The sequence below is a fragment of the Planktothricoides sp. SR001 genome (assembly GCF_001276715.1).
In the GTDB taxonomy this organism is placed as follows: Bacteria; Cyanobacteriota; Cyanobacteriia; order Cyanobacteriales; family Laspinemataceae; genus Planktothricoides; species Planktothricoides raciborskii.
Map to the genome: position 1 here is coordinate 16,270 of NZ_LIUQ01000009.1, position 16,356 is coordinate 32,625.

General features: G+C 43.9%; 17 protein-coding genes. 6 read left to right on the forward strand and 11 right to left on the reverse strand.

The features are described 5' to 3' along the window. The first annotated feature begins 64 nt into the window (after positions 1-64). From AM228_RS07505 to AM228_RS07520, 4 genes are all read left to right on the forward strand, one after another. The gene (locus AM228_RS07505) at positions 65-1,063 is read left to right on the forward strand and encodes a DMT family transporter (protein ID WP_072160706.1); all 999 of its coding nucleotides are present in this window, start codon (positions 65-67) and stop codon (positions 1,061-1,063) included. After that, positions 1,060-1,914: an AAA family ATPase gene (locus AM228_RS07510; RefSeq protein WP_054465517.1), complete on the forward strand. Its 855-nt coding sequence runs from the start codon at positions 1,060-1,062 to the stop codon at positions 1,912-1,914. The genes AM228_RS07505 and AM228_RS07510 overlap by 4 nt, the downstream gene beginning before the upstream one ends. Before the next feature lie 34 nt (positions 1,915-1,948). After that, positions 1,949-2,995, forward strand: coding sequence for an SMP-30/gluconolactonase/LRE family protein (locus tag AM228_RS07515; RefSeq protein WP_072160707.1), 1,047 nt, complete (start codon positions 1,949-1,951; stop codon positions 2,993-2,995). A 166-nt stretch (positions 2,996-3,161) separates the two neighbouring features. Further along, a complete protein-coding gene (locus tag AM228_RS07520) occupies positions 3,162-4,391 on the forward strand; it encodes a DUF445 domain-containing protein (protein ID WP_054465518.1) in 1,230 nt (409 codons plus the stop codon). Between the two features lie 205 nt (positions 4,392-4,596). On the opposite strand, the gene AM228_RS07525 is transcribed toward AM228_RS07520, so the two are convergent. From AM228_RS07525 to AM228_RS07550, 6 genes are all read right to left on the reverse strand, one after another. Next, positions 4,597-6,018, reverse strand: a complete 1,422-nt coding sequence (locus AM228_RS07525; protein WP_054465519.1) for a pentapeptide repeat-containing protein — start codon at positions 6,016-6,018, stop codon at positions 4,597-4,599. 378 nt (positions 6,019-6,396) lie between these two features. Beyond that, a complete protein-coding gene (rimK, locus tag AM228_RS07530) occupies positions 6,397-7,302 on the reverse strand; it encodes a 30S ribosomal protein S6--L-glutamate ligase (protein ID WP_054465520.1) in 906 nt (301 codons plus the stop codon). Then, a complete protein-coding gene (locus AM228_RS07535; protein ID WP_054465521.1) occupies positions 7,299-7,781 on the reverse strand; it encodes a RimK/LysX family protein in 483 nt (160 codons plus the stop codon). Before AM228_RS07535 ends, rimK begins: the two co-directional genes overlap by 4 nt. 172 nt (positions 7,782-7,953) lie before the next feature. Further along, a complete protein-coding gene (locus AM228_RS07540; RefSeq protein WP_054465522.1) occupies positions 7,954-9,159 on the reverse strand; it encodes a Coenzyme F420 hydrogenase/dehydrogenase, beta subunit C-terminal domain in 1,206 nt (401 codons plus the stop codon). Between the two features lie 404 nt (positions 9,160-9,563). Then, positions 9,564-10,847, reverse strand: a complete 1,284-nt coding sequence (gene glp / locus AM228_RS07545; protein ID WP_054465523.1) for a gephyrin-like molybdotransferase Glp — start codon at positions 10,845-10,847, stop codon at positions 9,564-9,566. A gap of 76 nt (positions 10,848-10,923) precedes the next feature. Beyond that, positions 10,924-11,190 carry a hypothetical protein gene (locus AM228_RS07550; RefSeq protein WP_054465524.1) on the reverse strand — a complete coding sequence of 89 codons (267 nt, stop codon included), beginning with the start codon at positions 11,188-11,190 and terminating at the stop codon, positions 10,924-10,926. 445 nt (positions 11,191-11,635) lie between these two features. On the opposite strand from AM228_RS07550, the gene cobO reads away from it, so the two are divergent. Continuing rightward, positions 11,636-12,331, forward strand: coding sequence for a cob(I)yrinic acid a,c-diamide adenosyltransferase (gene cobO / locus AM228_RS07555; RefSeq protein ID WP_082348789.1), 696 nt, complete (start codon positions 11,636-11,638; stop codon positions 12,329-12,331). A 286-nt stretch (positions 12,332-12,617) separates the two neighbouring features. On the opposite strand, the gene AM228_RS07560 is transcribed toward cobO, so the two are convergent. Continuing rightward, positions 12,618-13,271, reverse strand: a complete 654-nt coding sequence (locus tag AM228_RS07560) for a hypothetical protein (RefSeq protein ID WP_054465525.1) — start codon at positions 13,269-13,271, stop codon at positions 12,618-12,620. 314 nt (positions 13,272-13,585) lie between these two features. Here AM228_RS07560 and AM228_RS07565 point away from each other — a divergent pair, with 314 nt between their 5' ends. Continuing rightward, complete coding sequence (locus AM228_RS07565) at positions 13,586-13,777, forward strand: hypothetical protein (protein ID WP_054465526.1); 192 nt, start codon at positions 13,586-13,588, stop codon at positions 13,775-13,777. 143 nt (positions 13,778-13,920) lie between these two features. Here AM228_RS07565 and AM228_RS07570 read toward each other — a convergent pair whose 3' ends face one another. From AM228_RS07570 to AM228_RS07585, 4 genes are all read right to left on the reverse strand, one after another. Then, positions 13,921-14,559, reverse strand: a complete 639-nt coding sequence (locus AM228_RS07570) for a DUF3386 domain-containing protein (protein WP_054465527.1) — start codon at positions 14,557-14,559, stop codon at positions 13,921-13,923. Between the two features lie 371 nt (positions 14,560-14,930). Next, positions 14,931-15,488: a hypothetical protein gene (locus tag AM228_RS07575; protein WP_313890604.1), complete on the reverse strand. Its 558-nt coding sequence runs from the start codon at positions 15,486-15,488 to the stop codon at positions 14,931-14,933. Between the two features lie 304 nt (positions 15,489-15,792). After that, positions 15,793-15,927, reverse strand: coding sequence for a transposase (locus AM228_RS36685; RefSeq protein ID WP_082348798.1), 135 nt, complete (start codon positions 15,925-15,927; stop codon positions 15,793-15,795). Further along, the coding region (locus tag AM228_RS07585) for a transposase (RefSeq protein WP_231636690.1) at positions 15,914-16,356 on the reverse strand (443 nt) is incomplete at its 5' end. The genes AM228_RS07585 and AM228_RS36685, both read right to left, overlap by 14 nt.

Here is a 16,356-nt window from a genome sequence, read left to right on the forward strand (position 1 = left end):
TATGGTTTGGGTTGCTAAAACCATAGAAATATTGTCTTTGAGGAGCCTCTAGGTTTGACGTTAAATGATCTCTAACCCATCAATATCCATCCTATTTAACAGATTTAAAATTAACTCCCCAGGTTCGATATTTTCACTGTTCCTGGCTTTAATCGCCTTGTCTTTTGCCGCAATCTTGATTAAACTATGCGAACAAGAAATGAGCGCGATTGGCACCGTGTTTAACCGTTTATGGATGGCATCGATCTTACTAGGAGGCTGGGATTGGATCGCTCAAATGGGCGATCGCACCCCCGAATCCGATCTGCCCGGGCTAACCCTGACTACCCAGCCCCAAACAATCCCTAATTTTCGGGAAATTGCGCTTTTATTTCTAGTGGGAATTATCGGCACGGCTTCGGTCTTATGTTGGGCTTGGTCATTAACTCAAACGAGCGTGGCAAACTCAACCCTGATGCGGAATTTATCGCCCTTATTTACTTGTATTCTCGGTGGGATATTCTTACAACAGCAGTTTGAAATTCGCCTGATCGGTGGTCTGTTTTTAGGCATATTTGGCGCATCACTGATTGGCATGAATGACATCCAAATTGGACTAGAATATCTCTGGGGAGATGGGTTGGGTCTATTAGCCGCATTGTTTTATGCCTTAAATCTGTCTATCCTAGAATATTTACGCCCCAAATTTTCAGCGGTGAAATTGTTATTTTGGCGCTGCACGATTGGCGCGATCGCTTTGTTGCCGCTGATTTGGCTAACCCAAGACAGTTTTTTTCCCCATTCTTGGCGCGGATGGGCTACCGTATTTATCTTAGCCAGTCTTTGTCAATGCTTTGGTCAATGTATGTTGATTCATAACCTCAAGTATTTTTCTTCCACCTTTATTGCGATTTTCTTACTCCTTGAACCAACCCTGACAGCAATTTTTGCCTGGGTGATTTTTGGCGAAACCTTAAGTGGGTTAAATTCCTTGGGATTTGTGATTATTTTGAGCGGCATATTTCTGGCAAAAACTAGCCAAAGCTCCCATAAAAAAATTTTAATCGAGGAAAAAACAACATGATGCAATTAAACCAAAATCAAACGGAGTCGATAGAGTTAATCCCTGGAATTGGATTTGGATTCTCCGCCGTTGATGGCTGGCTTCCCCTGGTGGAACAACCCTTGCTGATTTTAGTTGGCTTGACGGGAGTCGGCAAAAGTACCTTGGTCAAGGCTTTATCGGATACCCAGTTAAACTTTACCCTGTTGCCTAACCGTCGAACTTTAACCGATCGATTTATCATTCCCACCGTGAGACAAATCGATGGAGTGGTCACGGACGACGATCTCACCTGCCGTGTGACACGCTTCTCTTATACCCGTCGCTATAAGCAACTCTTTCCCGAAGGAATGGTCTATGTTTTAAGTCAATTACAAATCAACCCGGAGCGACTCTGCTTTCCGCTACTCTTTGATGGTTTGCGCGGAAAGCTGGAGGTAAAATATGCCAGTGAACTTCTGCCAAATTCTCAATTTATCGTGTTAGAAGCGCCGAATTCGGTTCGCTTGGAACGTCTGTTAACTCGTCAAGATTCCTTTGATCGCATTGGACAATCTAGCCCGATCGCCTGTAACAATGATACTCAGAAAATTAGCAGTTTGGCCGAATTAGGATTGCCCGAAGCGGTGAATTTCTTCTCACCGGAAGAAACCACCAGGATTTTAACTCAAATTAATCAAGGAGACTACTCGATCGCCGAGGTGCGCGATCGCCTAAAAATTATCGTGGAAGAACAAAAAAACTACGATCCCTTAGCGGCGCGATCGGTCTTAGAACTCCTGCCGACCCACCGCACTCTATTTATTGATACAACGCTTAATAGTCCTGAGTCCATCGCCCAAAAAATTAAGTCCTCATTCCTGGCTAATTAACCCAACCCTGAATTAAGGTAAAATAAGGTAAAAGATGATTTTCATCCCTAAACTAGCCCTTGGCTTCCTGTGGCTATTCACTATTTTAGTTGCCCTCCCTACTCCGGTTCTGGCCAACAATTTGGCAGACATTATCAATGAGGGCGATCGGGTAGAACAGGTAGTCACAGGTTTTGCGTTTACAGAAGGCCCCGTTTGGCACGATGGTGGTTTTTTACTATTTAGTGATATTCCCGCTAATACTATCTATCAATTGTGGACGGGCGATCGCGTTAGGTTGGGTTTCGTTCCTCAACCCAACCTAAGCAATAATTTTTTTGTCGCTCAACCCGATCAACAAGTAGAGTTAAAAGTATTTCGTCATCCTTCTGGAAATGCCAATGGCAACACTTTAAATCGGCAGGGTAGCTTGCTAAGTGCTGAATATGCTAACCGTCGGATCTCCTTGACCCAGAAAGATGGTACAATGATTACATTGACCGATCGCTATCAAGGAAAATATCTCAATAGCCCCAATGACTTAGTAGTTAAATCCGATGGCAGTATCTACTTTACTGACCCTAACTACAGCCCTAAATTTATCCAGCATTACCATCTGCAAAAACATTCTCAAGAACTGGAATTCTATGGGGTCTATCGGCTCACCCCGGATGGTAAATTGACGCTTCTATGCCGGGAATTCCTACATCCCAATGGGATTGCCTTTTCTCCAGATGAAACAAAATTGTACATCAGTGATTTCCAAAAATCTCACATTCGCGTCTTTGATGTGAAGCCAGACGGCACCCTAACCAACGGACATATTTTTGCCCAACTCAATCCATCTAGTCAAATCGGAGGGCCAGATGGGATAAAAGTAGATCGGCGAGGAAATGTTTATTGTACTGGACCAGAAGGAGTGTCCATTTTCTCCCCGGCAGGGGATTTTATGGGTCTGATTCAAGTACCAGAAGTTCCGAGTAATTTAGCCTTTGGAGACAGTGACTATCAAACCCTTTACATCACCGCAAAAACCAGCATTTACCGGATTCATCTCAAAATCCCAGGATCCGCAGTAACCGGGACCATCCCATATTTGTAGGGGCGAAGCATTCGCGTAGATAATTTTTCGGTTTTTTGGGATAAATTTATCCGCGAATGCGTTCATCCCCTACGGGCTGATTTACCAAAATGGGATGCTCCCGCAGTAACCCCCAAGGGGGTTTGAAGACCAAACTTCTACTTGATCCCTGCCTCTTGCTCGATCAATGAATTTATCTAACTTATTTATTTATATTGGCCCGCCCATTGCCGGTGGCATTATTGGCTATTTCACCAATGATATCGCCATTCAAATGTTATTTCGTCCCTATCGAGCGATTTACATTGGTGATCGGCGGCTGCCATTTACTCCCGGACTAATTCCGCGAAATCAAGAACGTCTAGCTAAACGAATTTCTGATACCATTATGGGGTCTTTGTTAACCCCGGAAGAATTGCAAAACCTGGCACGGCGTTTGCTGCAAACCGAACGCATGGAAGGGGCAATTCACTGGCTATTGCGGATGGCAATGGATCAGATTAAGTCCGATACAGAAGCCAAAACCGCGCAAATTTTGGCGGGAATTCTCCATGATTTTCTCGGCCAATCTTTGCCAAGAATGTTAAAGGTTTTAGCCAAAGATGAAAGCTTTTTACAAGAACAACTCGATCAAATTTTTGACCAAGTTTTATTAGAAATTCAACTCAATCGCGCCCAAGCCCATCAACTAGCCAATTGGCTGTTAGATGTGGTATTGCCCCCAGATGTAATTCGGCAAGTGTTGGTCGATTTCTTGACTGATCGCAACATTCACACCATTGATGAAGGATTTCGCGAACAAAGTAGTGGCACCTATTGGGTCGTAGCCAACCTGATTGGATTACGCAGTACCTTGATGCGGTTACGCACCTTTTGTTTAGATGAAAAAGAAAAGTCAAACGATCGCATTCGGGATTTAATTGTTGCCCTGGAACTGCGCGATCGCCTAGAAGAATGGTTTCAAACCCTTTCCCTGCAAAATCTGCCCTTATCCACCGTCAAACAATTGCGGAAAACCATCCGCGATAGTGTCCGCAACTACCTGCAAACTAGCGGCACGGATTTATTATTAGGCTTAAGTAACTCAATTGATTGGCAAAAAGTATCTAGTTTAATCTTAACTCGCTTACAAAAATCCGCAGTGGTCAGTAAATCCCTCGGATTAGTCAGTCACGAACTAGCCCTGATTTTAGAAAGATATCTAGAACGGGACTTAGAAAATTTAGTGGCCAAAGCCATCCCCATTTTAAACATCGATCAAGTAATTATCAATCGGGTGAAAGCCACCTCTCCCGAAGAATTAGAAAATGCCATCAATGGCATTGTCAAAAGTGAATTACAGGCGATCGTTAATCTAGGAGGAGTGTTAGGTCTGATTGTCGGTTGTATGCAAACTATTATTCTGCTTTTACAATAATGATTTGTTAGTTGTTAGTTATTAGTTGTTAGTTATTAGGTGTTGGGTAGGGATTCTTTGGTTGTTAGTTGTTGGTGGGTAGGGATTCTTTTGTTGGTGGGTAGGGATTCTTTGGGTAGGGATTCTCTGGGTAGGGATCCTTTAGTTGTTGACGTTTGACAAACAACAAACAACCAACAACTAACAACAAATAACAACTAACAAATCATTCATAAATCGTGCCATCGGGCATAATCGCACCACTGAGGTTAAATTTTTCTAAATGAACCCCTGTCAGCGTTGCTCCATATAAATTTGCTCCACTTAAATTGGCCAACTTTTTTGTCGCCAGATTTTCTATGGGGTTCTCCTGACGGGACTTTTCATAATTGCCGAAAGATGGCAATCTTAACTGATCACCCACTAACAGCAAAGTAAAAATACCGATTTGAATCGTTGAACCATCGGTTAAAACCACAGGTTCTTTCACTCTTTGTCGATTGACAAATACACCATTGGTACTATTTTGATCTTTTAAAATGTAACATCCTTGATCGTCCGTTTCAATAATCGCGTGCCGTCGAGAAACCATCGGGGAAATAAACCGCACATCCGCATTATGATGGCGACCAAGTAGGACAAATTTTTTATTTTTTAAACAAATTGAATGAGGGATGACTAATTCAGTGGATTTTTGCAAATTGCTTTCCAAAGAATTGGTATTATGTCCCGACCCAGCATTGCCGATAATTTCCGTTAATTTAGCATCCGTGAGATTGGCATGATTCAGATTTGCTTCACTCCAATTAGCCAGACTTAAATGGGCTCTAGTCAAATTGGCTCCAGTTAAGTCTGCACGAGTCATATTGGTCGAGTATAAATCCGCGCCAGTGAGATTAGCTTTGCTGAGATTTGCCTCACTTAATTTTGCTCCTCTGAGGTCGGCTTCAATTAAATTCACCCCGACCATTTTGCTAGAAAATAATTGGGCATTAATTAATTCAACGTATTCTAAATTTGCCCCGGTTAAGTCCGCATTATAAAGTTGCGCTTCACTCATTTTGGCGCGGGTCAGATCCGCTTCAGTCAGATTCACTCCCGCGAGGTTGGCGAATTCTAATTTGGCATCTTTTAAATGAGCTTTACTTAAATCAGCCCCGGTTAAATTTGCTCTAATTAAGTCGGCCCCAATTAAGTGCGCCCCATTTAAATCCGCACAGTATAAATAAGCCCGAAAGAGATAAGCCCGAAATAAGTCGGCCCGCCGGAGATCCGCATAGCTTAAGTCTGCATAACTTAAATAAGCTCCAAAGAGTTTACTATCTCTTAGGTCTGCATGACTCAAGCAGGCTTTTTGTAAATTGGCACTGCTGAGATTGGCTAATTTGAGATTGGCTAAATTCAGTCTCGCACCGTTGAGTCTGGCATCATATAAGTCCACATCACTGAGATCCGCCCCGGTAAAGTTGGTGCTGCGGAGTTCGGTTTCACTCAAGTTAGACCCACTCAAGTTCGCTCCACTGAGGTCAGCACCACTCAGGTCAACACCATTTAAATCAACTCCTTTGAGGTTAGCCCCTTTGAGATCAATCCCACAAAAATCTCTTTCTCCTGCTGCGTATGCTTTTAACAGTTCTTGAGCATCCATTCAAAAAACCCCCGCTACTGCACGTGATCTCCGAAATATTAAGCTGACGAGAAATGTAGCGCGATCGCCCGATCAAATTCTTTGACAGACGGATCTTGACAGACGGATCTGATATTGATTCCCAGGCGCTATTAGGCTGAGGCTGACCGAGCTAAAATATTAGCAATCCCCTCCTGAATTAGTTTAAGCCTAACAACTATTTTGACAGGGAATTTTAATTTTGGTTCTATGATTAAACCATGACAGCATGATGACATGACAGAATGATGATTTGTCATCTTTTGTCACCCTGATGCTTTATCCCTGATGTTTACCAATTCACTCCGCAACAAATCCATCTAACAATTTCATCGGCTTCATCGGCAAGAAACAAAAAATTTAATACTGCATCCGATCGCGCATCTTCCCCTTCACCGCATTTTTCTCAATAAACTCAATAATCTTACCCGCGACATCGACTCCGGTTGCCGTCTCAATTCCTTCCAGACCGGGGGAAGAATTCACTTCCATCACCACCGGGCCATGATTAGAACGTAACATATCCACCCCGGCTACTTTCAACCCCATCGTTTTCACCGCCCGAATTGCGGTGGAACGTTCCTCTGGAGTTAACTTAATTTTCTCTGCGGTTCCCCCTCGGTGAAGATTAGAGCGAAATTCCCCCTGAGCCCCTTGGCGTTTCATCGCCGCAATCACTTTTTCCCCGACCACAAAACACCGGATATCTGCACCACCTGCTTCTTTAATAAACTCCTGGACTAAAATGTTGGCATCTAAACCGCGAAACGCTTCAATCACCGACTTGGCGGCCTGGTGAGTTTCCGCCAGCACCACGCCAATGCCCTGAGTTCCTTCTAATAATTTAATCACCAAAGGGGCTCCGCCTACCATATCGATTAACCCATCAATATCTTGGGTAGAATTGGCAAATCCCGTCACCGGCAAACCAATTCCTTCTCTGGCTAGTAGTTGCAAGCAACGCAACTTATCCCGAGAACGAGAAATTGCCTGGGAACTATTGGTAGAAAATACGCCCATCATTTCAAACTGCCGCACCACTGCGGTGCCATAAAAGGTTTTCGATGCACCAATTCGGGGAATCACCGCGTCAAAGTCTTCTAATTGTTTGCCTTGATACACTAAAATCGGTCGATGGGAGGTGATATTCATGTAACAACGAAGGTAATTGATTACTTTCATTTCATAACCCCGTTGCTCACCGGCTTCCTTCAATCTAGAAGTAGAATAAAGCGTACTATCTTGAGATAAGATGGCAATTTTCATACAATGATTCGTTTAACTTGTTTTTTTCCGGTGGGAGAAAGATTGCGGCTAAGTAAGTATGATTTCCCAGGATTAACCAAGAAGCGATCGCGGACTGCCTGACGTCCCAGCAGCATCCTGAAGCCCATCACATCCCGATTAGTTAACGTCAGTTCAATCGGCCATTCAGAACCGCCAAGAACTACCAATGTGACAATCGTTAATCTTAACTCAGTATGCCCTCCAGAATTGCGGACTTCTCGTTCCTCTAAAATTTCCGCTTCACTAATCACAGTCGTGTGGGGATTCCGCTGATAAGGATGCACTTTAAAGCGCACCTTATATTTATCTTCTGAGGAGAAAGTCTGGAGATCAAACGCATGAATCGCCGAGGATCTAGCCCCGGTATCAATTTTGGCCTTCACTGCCACAATTCCCAACTCTGGCAGAGACAGCCATTCTCGCCAACCGATCGCTGGTAAATCTTGTTTTTTTTTCATCTGAGATCGCTGCAGAGTAAACTCGTTACCAGATTACCGGCATTTTTCCCAATATTTTCCCAATATTTTCCCAATATTTTTCTCAATAGTATAGGGGCGAATGCTGATGCATGCCCCTACTAACCAACCAGCGATCGCACAACCACCATCAAACCAAGGAGGAAATCCGAGTTTATTCCGGTAGTTTATACTGACTCACAATTCGCTTGGCGAATTCCGGCACATGATCCGCTAATTTTTCTGGATGATTCCGTTTCACATAAAGATAATTGCGGGTAAAGTGAGAATCAATGGAAAAGCGGGCATATTCTAAACCTTTCGGGCCAATTCTTTCGATCGCCACCCCCATAAGTTTCGCTGCCCACATTGGTAAAGTCACCGCCTGATCGTAAGCGGGAATACTTTGTTGTACGGCGGGTTTGCGGTTGCCTTGGGACATCACCGGCTGAGTATCCAGTTGATCCTGCACCAAATCCAACATTTCTTGGCCGATTTGGTTGCGAACCACAATCCACTGCCAACCAAACGGTGCCCCCATATAACCCACCACCAAATCCGCCAAGCCATTGGTATAGTCAAAGCAACTCATACAAGAAGGGGCAAAAATATCTTTCAGTTTCTTGGTGTTCAGGCCAAAAAACGGCACCAATTCCACGGAACCATCTTCATGTTTGAAGTGAACCCGGAAATCCTGCATAAATTCATAATGAACCACTGTATCCGGTGACTTGCTGGTGGTTTCCAAGAAGGTTTGTAACCCAGCGCGGCTGACGTTATCGACGCAGGGGGTGCCTAAAACATAGAGTTTTTCTAAACCGAGTTGTTTTTCTACCGCTCGCAAGGCTTGAATTTGACAACCTACCCCAATCACCAGTAACCGTTTCATGCCTGATTTTTCCACTTGTTCGAGCACCGATAAGTTGGGGGAAAGGGTGGGTTTATTCACTCTGGCCGCCAGCACTTCTTCTTTGGTTCTCGCTACCACGGGCATGGGTTGAAAACGGTCTTCTTTGGTGTTCTGCACGCAGACCACCCCTTCTACTAGACCGCGATCGAGCATTTCACAGGCAATGCTACTGACGATCCCAGTCCATTGGGCGCCGGGGATCGGGTCTTTTTTCTTGGCGGCCATCATCTGTTGATGCACGCCAAAGTACAGTTCATCGGGGTTATCTAAGTTGCGATCGCGCCCGTGGGCAGCCTGTTCCAATTCTGACATCTGCTGGTTCAGAAAAGCACAAGCTTCTTTGACGTAATGGATGTAATAAGTATCACACAGCCCACATTCGCTACAAAGTTCCTTGGCGGGACGCCGCGCACCGGGTCGCAGGGCTTTCGCTTTTTTATGCTTGGGAGTTTCGGGAATAACTGAAGTCATGGAAATTTTATTTCTCTGCTCAAATCGCCTATATTCACTATCCTATCTGATTCCATCGCCTTTTTTTCATTAACTTTTCATCAACGCTTAAAAATTCAGTCAAAAACATTTATTATTATTTATGAATAAAATTAATTATATCTCTAATTAAAATGATATTGATGAATTTTTAATGCTATTATTAATCTGGCTATTTATACCAAAATAAACAATAAATATCATCTAAATATATTAATATATTTAGATGATATTTATTGTTGGTTGTTAGTTGCTGATTAAATGTCAACCAACAACCAACAAACAACAATCTTGCCCTGAGCCCAGTCGAAGCCGAAGGGCAAAAACAACCAACAAACAAAGAACCCCTACCCAACAATCAACAAACAACAATCAACAAATATTCCTTATTTCACCCACATAACCTGAACCATTTCACCAGCAGGAATTAATTTTTTACCCACAGGCACGATCGCTAACCCATTTGTTTGAGCTAAATTGATCAGATTTCCCGAACTATGACTACCACCGGCTAATTTAAATTGATATTCAGAATCAACGGATTGGATCTGACCCCAAAGATAGGTTTCTCGCTGACCTCCAGCCCGTAAGTCTTGCTGAGTTTTGGCGAGGATAAATTCTGGTAAACAGCGATCGCGTAATCCAGAGAGTTTGCCCAGGGCTGGTTGGACAAAGCGCCAAAATGTCACTAATGCGGAAACCGGATTTCCTGGTAAGCCGAAATATAATAAGTTTCTGGATAAGTTTCTGGATAAGTTGCTGGCAGAATCTCCCAGGGTTGTGGACGGGGGAAATGTAGCGACGGTTAAAGGTTTTCCTGGTTTAATCGCCACAGATTTAATATGAATTTGACCGCCTAATTCCGTGAGGATTTGTTCTACATAGTCATAGTCACCGACAGAAACTCCGCCAGTGGAAAGGACAAAATCCGCCAGGGACAAGGCTTGGGCGATCGCCTGTTTCAGCTTGCCCGGATCGTCCGGGACAATGCCCAACGGGACAGCCTCACACCCTGCGGCGATCGCTGCTGCGGTCAAAGCATACTGATTAGAATCCACCAATTGTCCTGGTTTCAGGGATTCTCCGGGGGCAACTAACTCGTCGCCTGTGGAGAGAATAGCCACCTTGGGACGGCGATAGACCGGGACTTGGACACATTGCGCCGTGGCTAAAACGGCAATATCCGGGGGGGCGATCGCAATTCCAGCGGGCAGCAGGGGGTTTCCCGCCCGATAAAAAGACCCTCCATACCGAACAAACTCCCCGATTTCTCGTGGGGCGGCCAAAATTTCCACCGCTGTGCCTTGGCGTCGGGTTTCTTCTTGCATCACCACCGTATCCGCCCCAGGGGGCATCATTGACCCGGTTAAAATCCGGGCAGCCAGTCCAGGCTTAATTTCTACCTGTGGCGGTTTACCAGCGGGAATTTCTTCAACCACGGTTAACAGGGTGGGAGTTTCTGGACTAGAGTTGCTCACATCTGCATAACGAACGGCATACCCATCCATTGCCGAATTATCCCAGTGGGGAAAATCTCTTGACCCCACCACCGGCGCCGCTAACACTCGTCCAGATGCCGATAACAAGTCTAAACGTTCTACGTCCTGCTGGTCATCTAACGGCTTGACCAGGTTGAAAATGATTGACTCAGCTTCTTCAACTGACAACATATTACCTTATATTTTTTTGATACTGACCTCCTGATTATTTTAAAGTATCAGTGATTAATTGAAAAATTCATCTCAGCTATTCGTCTTCTTCCGACTCTTCATCACTGGGATTAGGTTTGCCAATCCCTAGATTTTTTTTCGATTGTTTTAACTCATGCCAAAGAGATTTAATTTCTTCATAAGCTTCTTGCGGACTGAGTTTGCCTCCGGTTTCTAAGTTACAAATATAGTTTACTTTCTGGGCAAATTCCTGCAAATTTGAATTAAAAACCACATTTTCCGGTTTAAAATCCCCGTAGTAACGACTCCGAGGATACAGAAAATCATCTTTGCTGTTTGGCATTAGGTTCTCCTCTATTTACAAATCATGTATCCGGATAAATATTTCCTAGTTTGGCAACATTCATTTATGGTTTTATCTTGTTTTCTCCTTTTGGATCTCTCGGTAATTCAACTCACCTATCAGGATCTTTTGTCCTAAGCATTTATGTTTTGCTTTGTTGGACGTTTTTCGGTTAAGTTAATCTAATTTTAACTTAATTTTAAAATAAAATTAATTAGTGGCGGAAAATGCCTGATGAGAACTGGCGACTCTAGATTTAGAGTCCATTACTTCAGGAAACCACAGCCTACCAGTCCCTGGCGGTGAGTTAGTCTTATCTCATTTTCACAATCTCTCATGGTTTTGTCTGCAATTTTATTGCAAGTTGGCGATTGCATATCGGAGTGATAGAATCGCGTTAGGTTACCTTCGATGTAAGCTAGAAGCGTTGTATGGTAAGCAAAAAATGGAAAAAAACACCCGAATTCAAGAAACACAAGGCAACGGGGAAATAGATTCAAACATCGATTCCAACAACATCGATTCAAGCATCGATCGCGCCTTAAATGCCGAACAGTACAAGCAGAAGATGCAACGGCGTCAAGCTATCCAAGCGGAACGGCTGGCAAAAGCCATTCCAGAAAAAGGACTGATTATTGTTCATACAGGCAATGGCAAGGGAAAAACGACCGCAGCATTGGGAATGGTGGTGCGATCGCTTGGTCATGGTTATCGAGTGGCGATTGTCCAATTTATCAAAGGTGCCTGGGAACCGGCAGAAAAAGCCGTCCTCAGTCAGTGGGAGTCTCAATTAGAATTTTATGCGATGGGGGAAGGTTTTACCTGGGATACCCAAGACCGCGATCGCGACACCCAAAAAGCCCAAGAAGCTTGGCAAAAAGCCAAAAGCTTAATTACCAACCCAGAAATTAAGCTGGTTCTCCTTGATGAAATTAATATTGCCCTCAAGCTGGGTTATTTATCTGTAGAGCAAGTCCTTGCTGGTTTAGCCCAAAAACCCGCTGATTCCCATGTCATTCTCACCGGCAGAGGCGCCCCAGCCCCTTTAATTGAACGGGCTGATTTAGTCACGGAAATGACCCTGGTTAAGCATCCGTTCCGGGAGCAAGGGGTGAAAGCGCAACCAGGAATTGAGTATTGATAGTTGTTTGTTGATTGTTGGCAAGTTGGTTGTTGGTTGGAGAAAGGGGAACAGTTATCAGGGAACGGGGAACGGAGGAGAGAGGAGAGAGAAGAGAGAAGAAAGATGCATAGAAGAGAGAGTTTTCATAATTCACCTCTTTTCTGTTCCCTGTTCCCTGTTCCCTGTTCCCTGTTCCCTGTTTGTTGGTTGTTGGCAAGTTGTTTGTTGGCAAGTTATTTGTTGGCAAGTTATTTGAATTATCTGGCTCAAAATCACGAATAACCAATAACCAAATGTACCAAATTTACCAAATTTGTTCTTGATAGTTGTCCTTGCAGGTAGCTAAAAGACGCCGATCCAAGTCGCTGAGGTTGGCGATCGCCTGAAATCCTTCTAAAGAGAACTTTGTCTCGCCATTTCCCGGAGGTTGGCGATCGCTGGCTGACGCCACTGGGTAATCTTCCACAATTCCCAAAGCAAAAGTATGAGTCATGCCATCATAACTATTGACTACAGTTAAAGCTAACTGATTTCCCTGACGAGTGCCGTAAAAACAATCAAACTCGGAATGTGGCATATACAATGCACCAATAATCTTGCCCCCACGAGACTCAAACACCATATAAGCTTGACCAATTTGATCTAATTCCGAGGATTCACCATAAAGATAAACGCCATCGGGCAAGGAATCATCGCTCTTGTCGAGCAATTTTTCTGGTTTAATCGATGCAGGATTTGATAAATGAATTGTCTGTGCGATATTTTCCGTAGTTCGATGCAGAATTGCTTCTGGAGTCACATCGACCACGTTCGACAATGCCAGCACTTGTGTCGCGCATAATCCGACCAGCATAGTTCCCAGCAAGACACCACCCTTTAAATAGAGATTTTTGGTGACTTGGGCGAAACGGGCAAAGTCCAGCAATGGCGACGTTGAACTGATTAAATGATGCAACATCTCACTTCCTCCCCCTGAATGTTTAGACGGTGAGAATTGTTATAATAAAGTCATCAAGTAATGGGGAAATACCCAAAAAAATTTTTCCTTATAGAATTAGTTTCACCGATATTTAGGGGGATTTCCGCATTCCTTTACATTTTGTAACATAATGATGATGTCTAGAAAAAAATACTCAGGAAAATAAGAAAACTCATCAGAAAACTCAGATGTTGGCACAAGCCAGAGTCATGGTTGGCAAACAACTAAGTTTGCTCGTCAGAAATTCGGCGATGCGATTTGACTGAAAATGAACAAGCCCTATGTAGAAGAAGATGAAAAAATTTAACCCTGGAGGCAATACTGGGCAAGTTTTATATTCAAAAGGCGATAGTCAAAAGGCGATATTCAAAAGGCAAGTGAAAAAAATAGCTAACAAAGTGATGACATTGGCAAAAAAGCAAAAATTTGAGGCAAATAAACAAATTGAACGGAGCAGAAACTCCATGAATTATCCCCCTCAATAAACCCACTTCCACCCGATTTTCCACCGTATAACCGGCAGCTTGCCCATCTAGGTGAAAGACAAAAAAAGGACAGACATAATGCCTGTCCCATAACATCAAATTCTATCAAAAAATAGAAATGCTCGGCTCATCGGGATTTCAGCCTAGCCCAACAGTTGGATGTTAGAAAAGGTGAACCGATCGCGGCGATCGCTTTCCGGGTTGTGAATCAGGCGATCGCTCAGAATTTGATACTTGCCCACCTGGGTATAGTGGTCTTCAAAATTGCTCTTTTCCCCCTTTTGCTCCCCAGTTTTGGGGTCGTGATAGACAGAATCATAACAGTGGGAAAGGTAGCCCTCTGGGGTTTGGTGGCTGCTTTGGGTGTAGATCGTCACCACAACCCCGTGGATGTGGCGATGCACCATGCAGACCTCATTATTGCGGAGTTGGTAGCGATCGCCTTCCCCCTTACCGCCGATAATAATTTCCACTGCCCCCGTTTCATCGGTTTCCCCATAGCTAAAAGTATTTTCCCCATGCACCGCTTCAAAATCGCGACGCACACGGTGGATCGCCGTTTCCCAAAGTTGCCCATGAATCGCCTTTTGCGCCGCCTCATCAGCAACATCCATAACTTCCGCCTTCATATCCGGCCCCACCTTCACCCGGCCCTGAATCACCTGACCCTCATGCTCATAAGTGACATCAGCGGTATAGCCGGGAAAATCCGCATCCCAGGTGTAACGATTTTCATAAGCAGCACGGAAAAATTCGCGGGCAGAAACTTGAGTTGCAACCATAAATACTCCAAGTGTTCCAAGTGTAACGATAAAATCTATTAACTAGAATAAGCTTTTGTGAGAAATTTTTGTAGGGTGCCTCAGACACAAGAAATGTGAACTCAAATCTAGACTTTTAAGAGAATAAGTAAAGAAAGTTTTGATTAAATTCACCGAAAATACCGCCATCTTGTGCTGGCCATCTTGTGCCGGGGAATCAAAAGCGAAACAGGCGAGAAAATTAAAAGATAAAATTTATCCTCTCATCTGCACACCCCAGACCCCCAAAACTTGTGACAGAAATGCTTGGGGATGCCAGCGCCTCCTTGAGGCAAGCCCCCCCTTATGGGAGGGTAAGTTAAGCTAAAACAAAATCAACTTAGGCACCTCACTTAGGCACCAGCGAGCACAAAATCGACCTCATTAGTGCCATCAGTTTGTCCTTGACCGGACGTAATTTGCTGACCCGTGGTCTCCACTTCCACCGCCATTGGTGTTCCTTCTAGAGAGATATTGTAATCAGTCCCATCCGCTGTATAGCCAACGCTGGCAACCATTTTCCGAGCACCATCGGTATATTTGAAAGCCAACATTTGTTTTTTCCCTTTCTGGTTATCGTCAGCCCAAATCACCATATATTGAGTATCTTGATAATCAAAAACTTTCGGTGGACGATTGGGGACGTAACGACCGGGAGACCCAAAACTGGCATCAAGAAAACCCTGAACTGAACTCGGTTCTACATTGACATATTGAATGGTCTGTTCCGGTGGCGCTGAGAAAGAGGCCATTTTTGCGGCAACGGTTTCCTCAACAGCCGCTTCGTCTTCTAAGTTTCCTTCGGGGGTTTGTTCTTTGCCTCGGTTGCGTAAATAATCCGTGGCCAGCTTAACACCAATGCCGCCAACCGCAGCGACTCCGGCACCAATCAGTAAATTTTTCAGTTTCACTATTTGTTCTCCTGATACTGAGCAATCTCAATGGCATGATAGCAAACGACGGGTGTGACCCGATCGCGTCAGTGCTGTTCTGGTTAAAATAGTCCAGAGGTTTTGAGGAAACTTAATATGATCGCTCAACTTTCATTGCCCGAAACCGAGCCAGAAATTATTTATCCGGATAGTGACGGTCAACCGATCGCAGATAAGTGCATCTGTAAAATTAATTGCATATTCAGTTCCAATCCCCAGGAGAATTTTTCTCACAGATGTTACTAGGCTTGACCAGTCCTTATAAGCATCTACTTGAATCCATTCATATTTCATACATAAATTTCCACAAAATCTCAATCAAATTTAGCTGGGGTGAATCAGGGGGTAGCCAAAATATTTCCAGCCCAGCGACCTGCCATGATTCTATTTTGTCGATCGCGGCTTTACTTGTATGGATTGAAGCCTGGTTGGTCTATCACCACTACGGTTTTTTTAGTTAAGGTTTGGCAAAAATCATCTAAAACCTTTATTAACCCGTCACTTGTCAGCGTATTATGATAAATTTTAGAAAACAATTCATTTTTTCTGTTCAGCCAACCTACCACATTCAATCGGGGGCTGCTTGAACTTTTCAAAGTAATTGTTTCCCCCGGCAATTGCCATCCATAAGGGATAACAGGAGTCAGGCTAAAGCCAACTTCATCTAAATACCTTAAGTCTATGTCGCCTTTTTCATCAAGGTTTTTTAAGACTGATAATTTTTCTAGCTTCAGCTCATATTCCCACTCAAAGAGTGGCCTGTTGAGACCTATGATCATTCTTTTCCTGGTCATGCCGAATTCTTTTACCACTTTTTTTAGGGTGGATTTACTCACTTTGATTCCCC

What these genes read in the sequence shown, in the direction of transcription:
- AM228_RS07565 (WP_054465526.1), top strand. Translation starts at nt 13,586, where the DNA reads ATGAAAAAATTTAACCCTGGAGGCAATACTGGGCAAGTTTTATATTCA.
- AM228_RS07560 (WP_054465525.1), bottom strand. Translation starts at nt 13,271, where the DNA reads ATGTTGCATCATTTAATCAGTTCAACGTCGCCATTGCTGGACTTTGCC.
- glp (WP_054465523.1), bottom strand. Translation starts at nt 10,847, where the DNA reads ATGTTGTCAGTTGAAGAAGCTGAGTCAATCATTTTCAACCTGGTCAAG.
- AM228_RS07505 (WP_072160706.1), top strand. Translation starts at nt 65, where the DNA reads ATGATCTCTAACCCATCAATATCCATCCTATTTAACAGATTTAAAATT.
- AM228_RS07540 (WP_054465522.1), bottom strand. Translation starts at nt 9,159, where the DNA reads ATGACTTCAGTTATTCCCGAAACTCCCAAGCATAAAAAAGCGAAAGCC.
- rimK (WP_054465520.1), bottom strand. Translation starts at nt 7,302, where the DNA reads ATGAAAATTGCCATCTTATCTCAAGATAGTACGCTTTATTCTACTTCT.
- AM228_RS07520 (WP_054465518.1), top strand. Translation starts at nt 3,162, where the DNA reads ATGAATTTATCTAACTTATTTATTTATATTGGCCCGCCCATTGCCGGT.
- cobO (WP_082348789.1), top strand. Translation starts at nt 11,636, where the DNA reads ATGGAAAAAAACACCCGAATTCAAGAAACACAAGGCAACGGGGAAATA.
- AM228_RS07510 (WP_054465517.1), top strand. Translation starts at nt 1,060, where the DNA reads ATGATGCAATTAAACCAAAATCAAACGGAGTCGATAGAGTTAATCCCT.
- AM228_RS07535 (WP_054465521.1), bottom strand. Translation starts at nt 7,781, where the DNA reads ATGAAAAAAAAACAAGATTTACCAGCGATCGGTTGGCGAGAATGGCTG.
- AM228_RS07525 (WP_054465519.1), bottom strand. Translation starts at nt 6,018, where the DNA reads ATGGATGCTCAAGAACTGTTAAAAGCATACGCAGCAGGAGAAAGAGAT.
- AM228_RS07550 (WP_054465524.1), bottom strand. Translation starts at nt 11,190, where the DNA reads ATGCCAAACAGCAAAGATGATTTTCTGTATCCTCGGAGTCGTTACTAC.
- AM228_RS07515 (WP_072160707.1), top strand. Translation starts at nt 1,949, where the DNA reads ATGATTTTCATCCCTAAACTAGCCCTTGGCTTCCTGTGGCTATTCACT.
- AM228_RS07570 (WP_054465527.1), bottom strand. Translation starts at nt 14,559, where the DNA reads ATGGTTGCAACTCAAGTTTCTGCCCGCGAATTTTTCCGTGCTGCTTAT.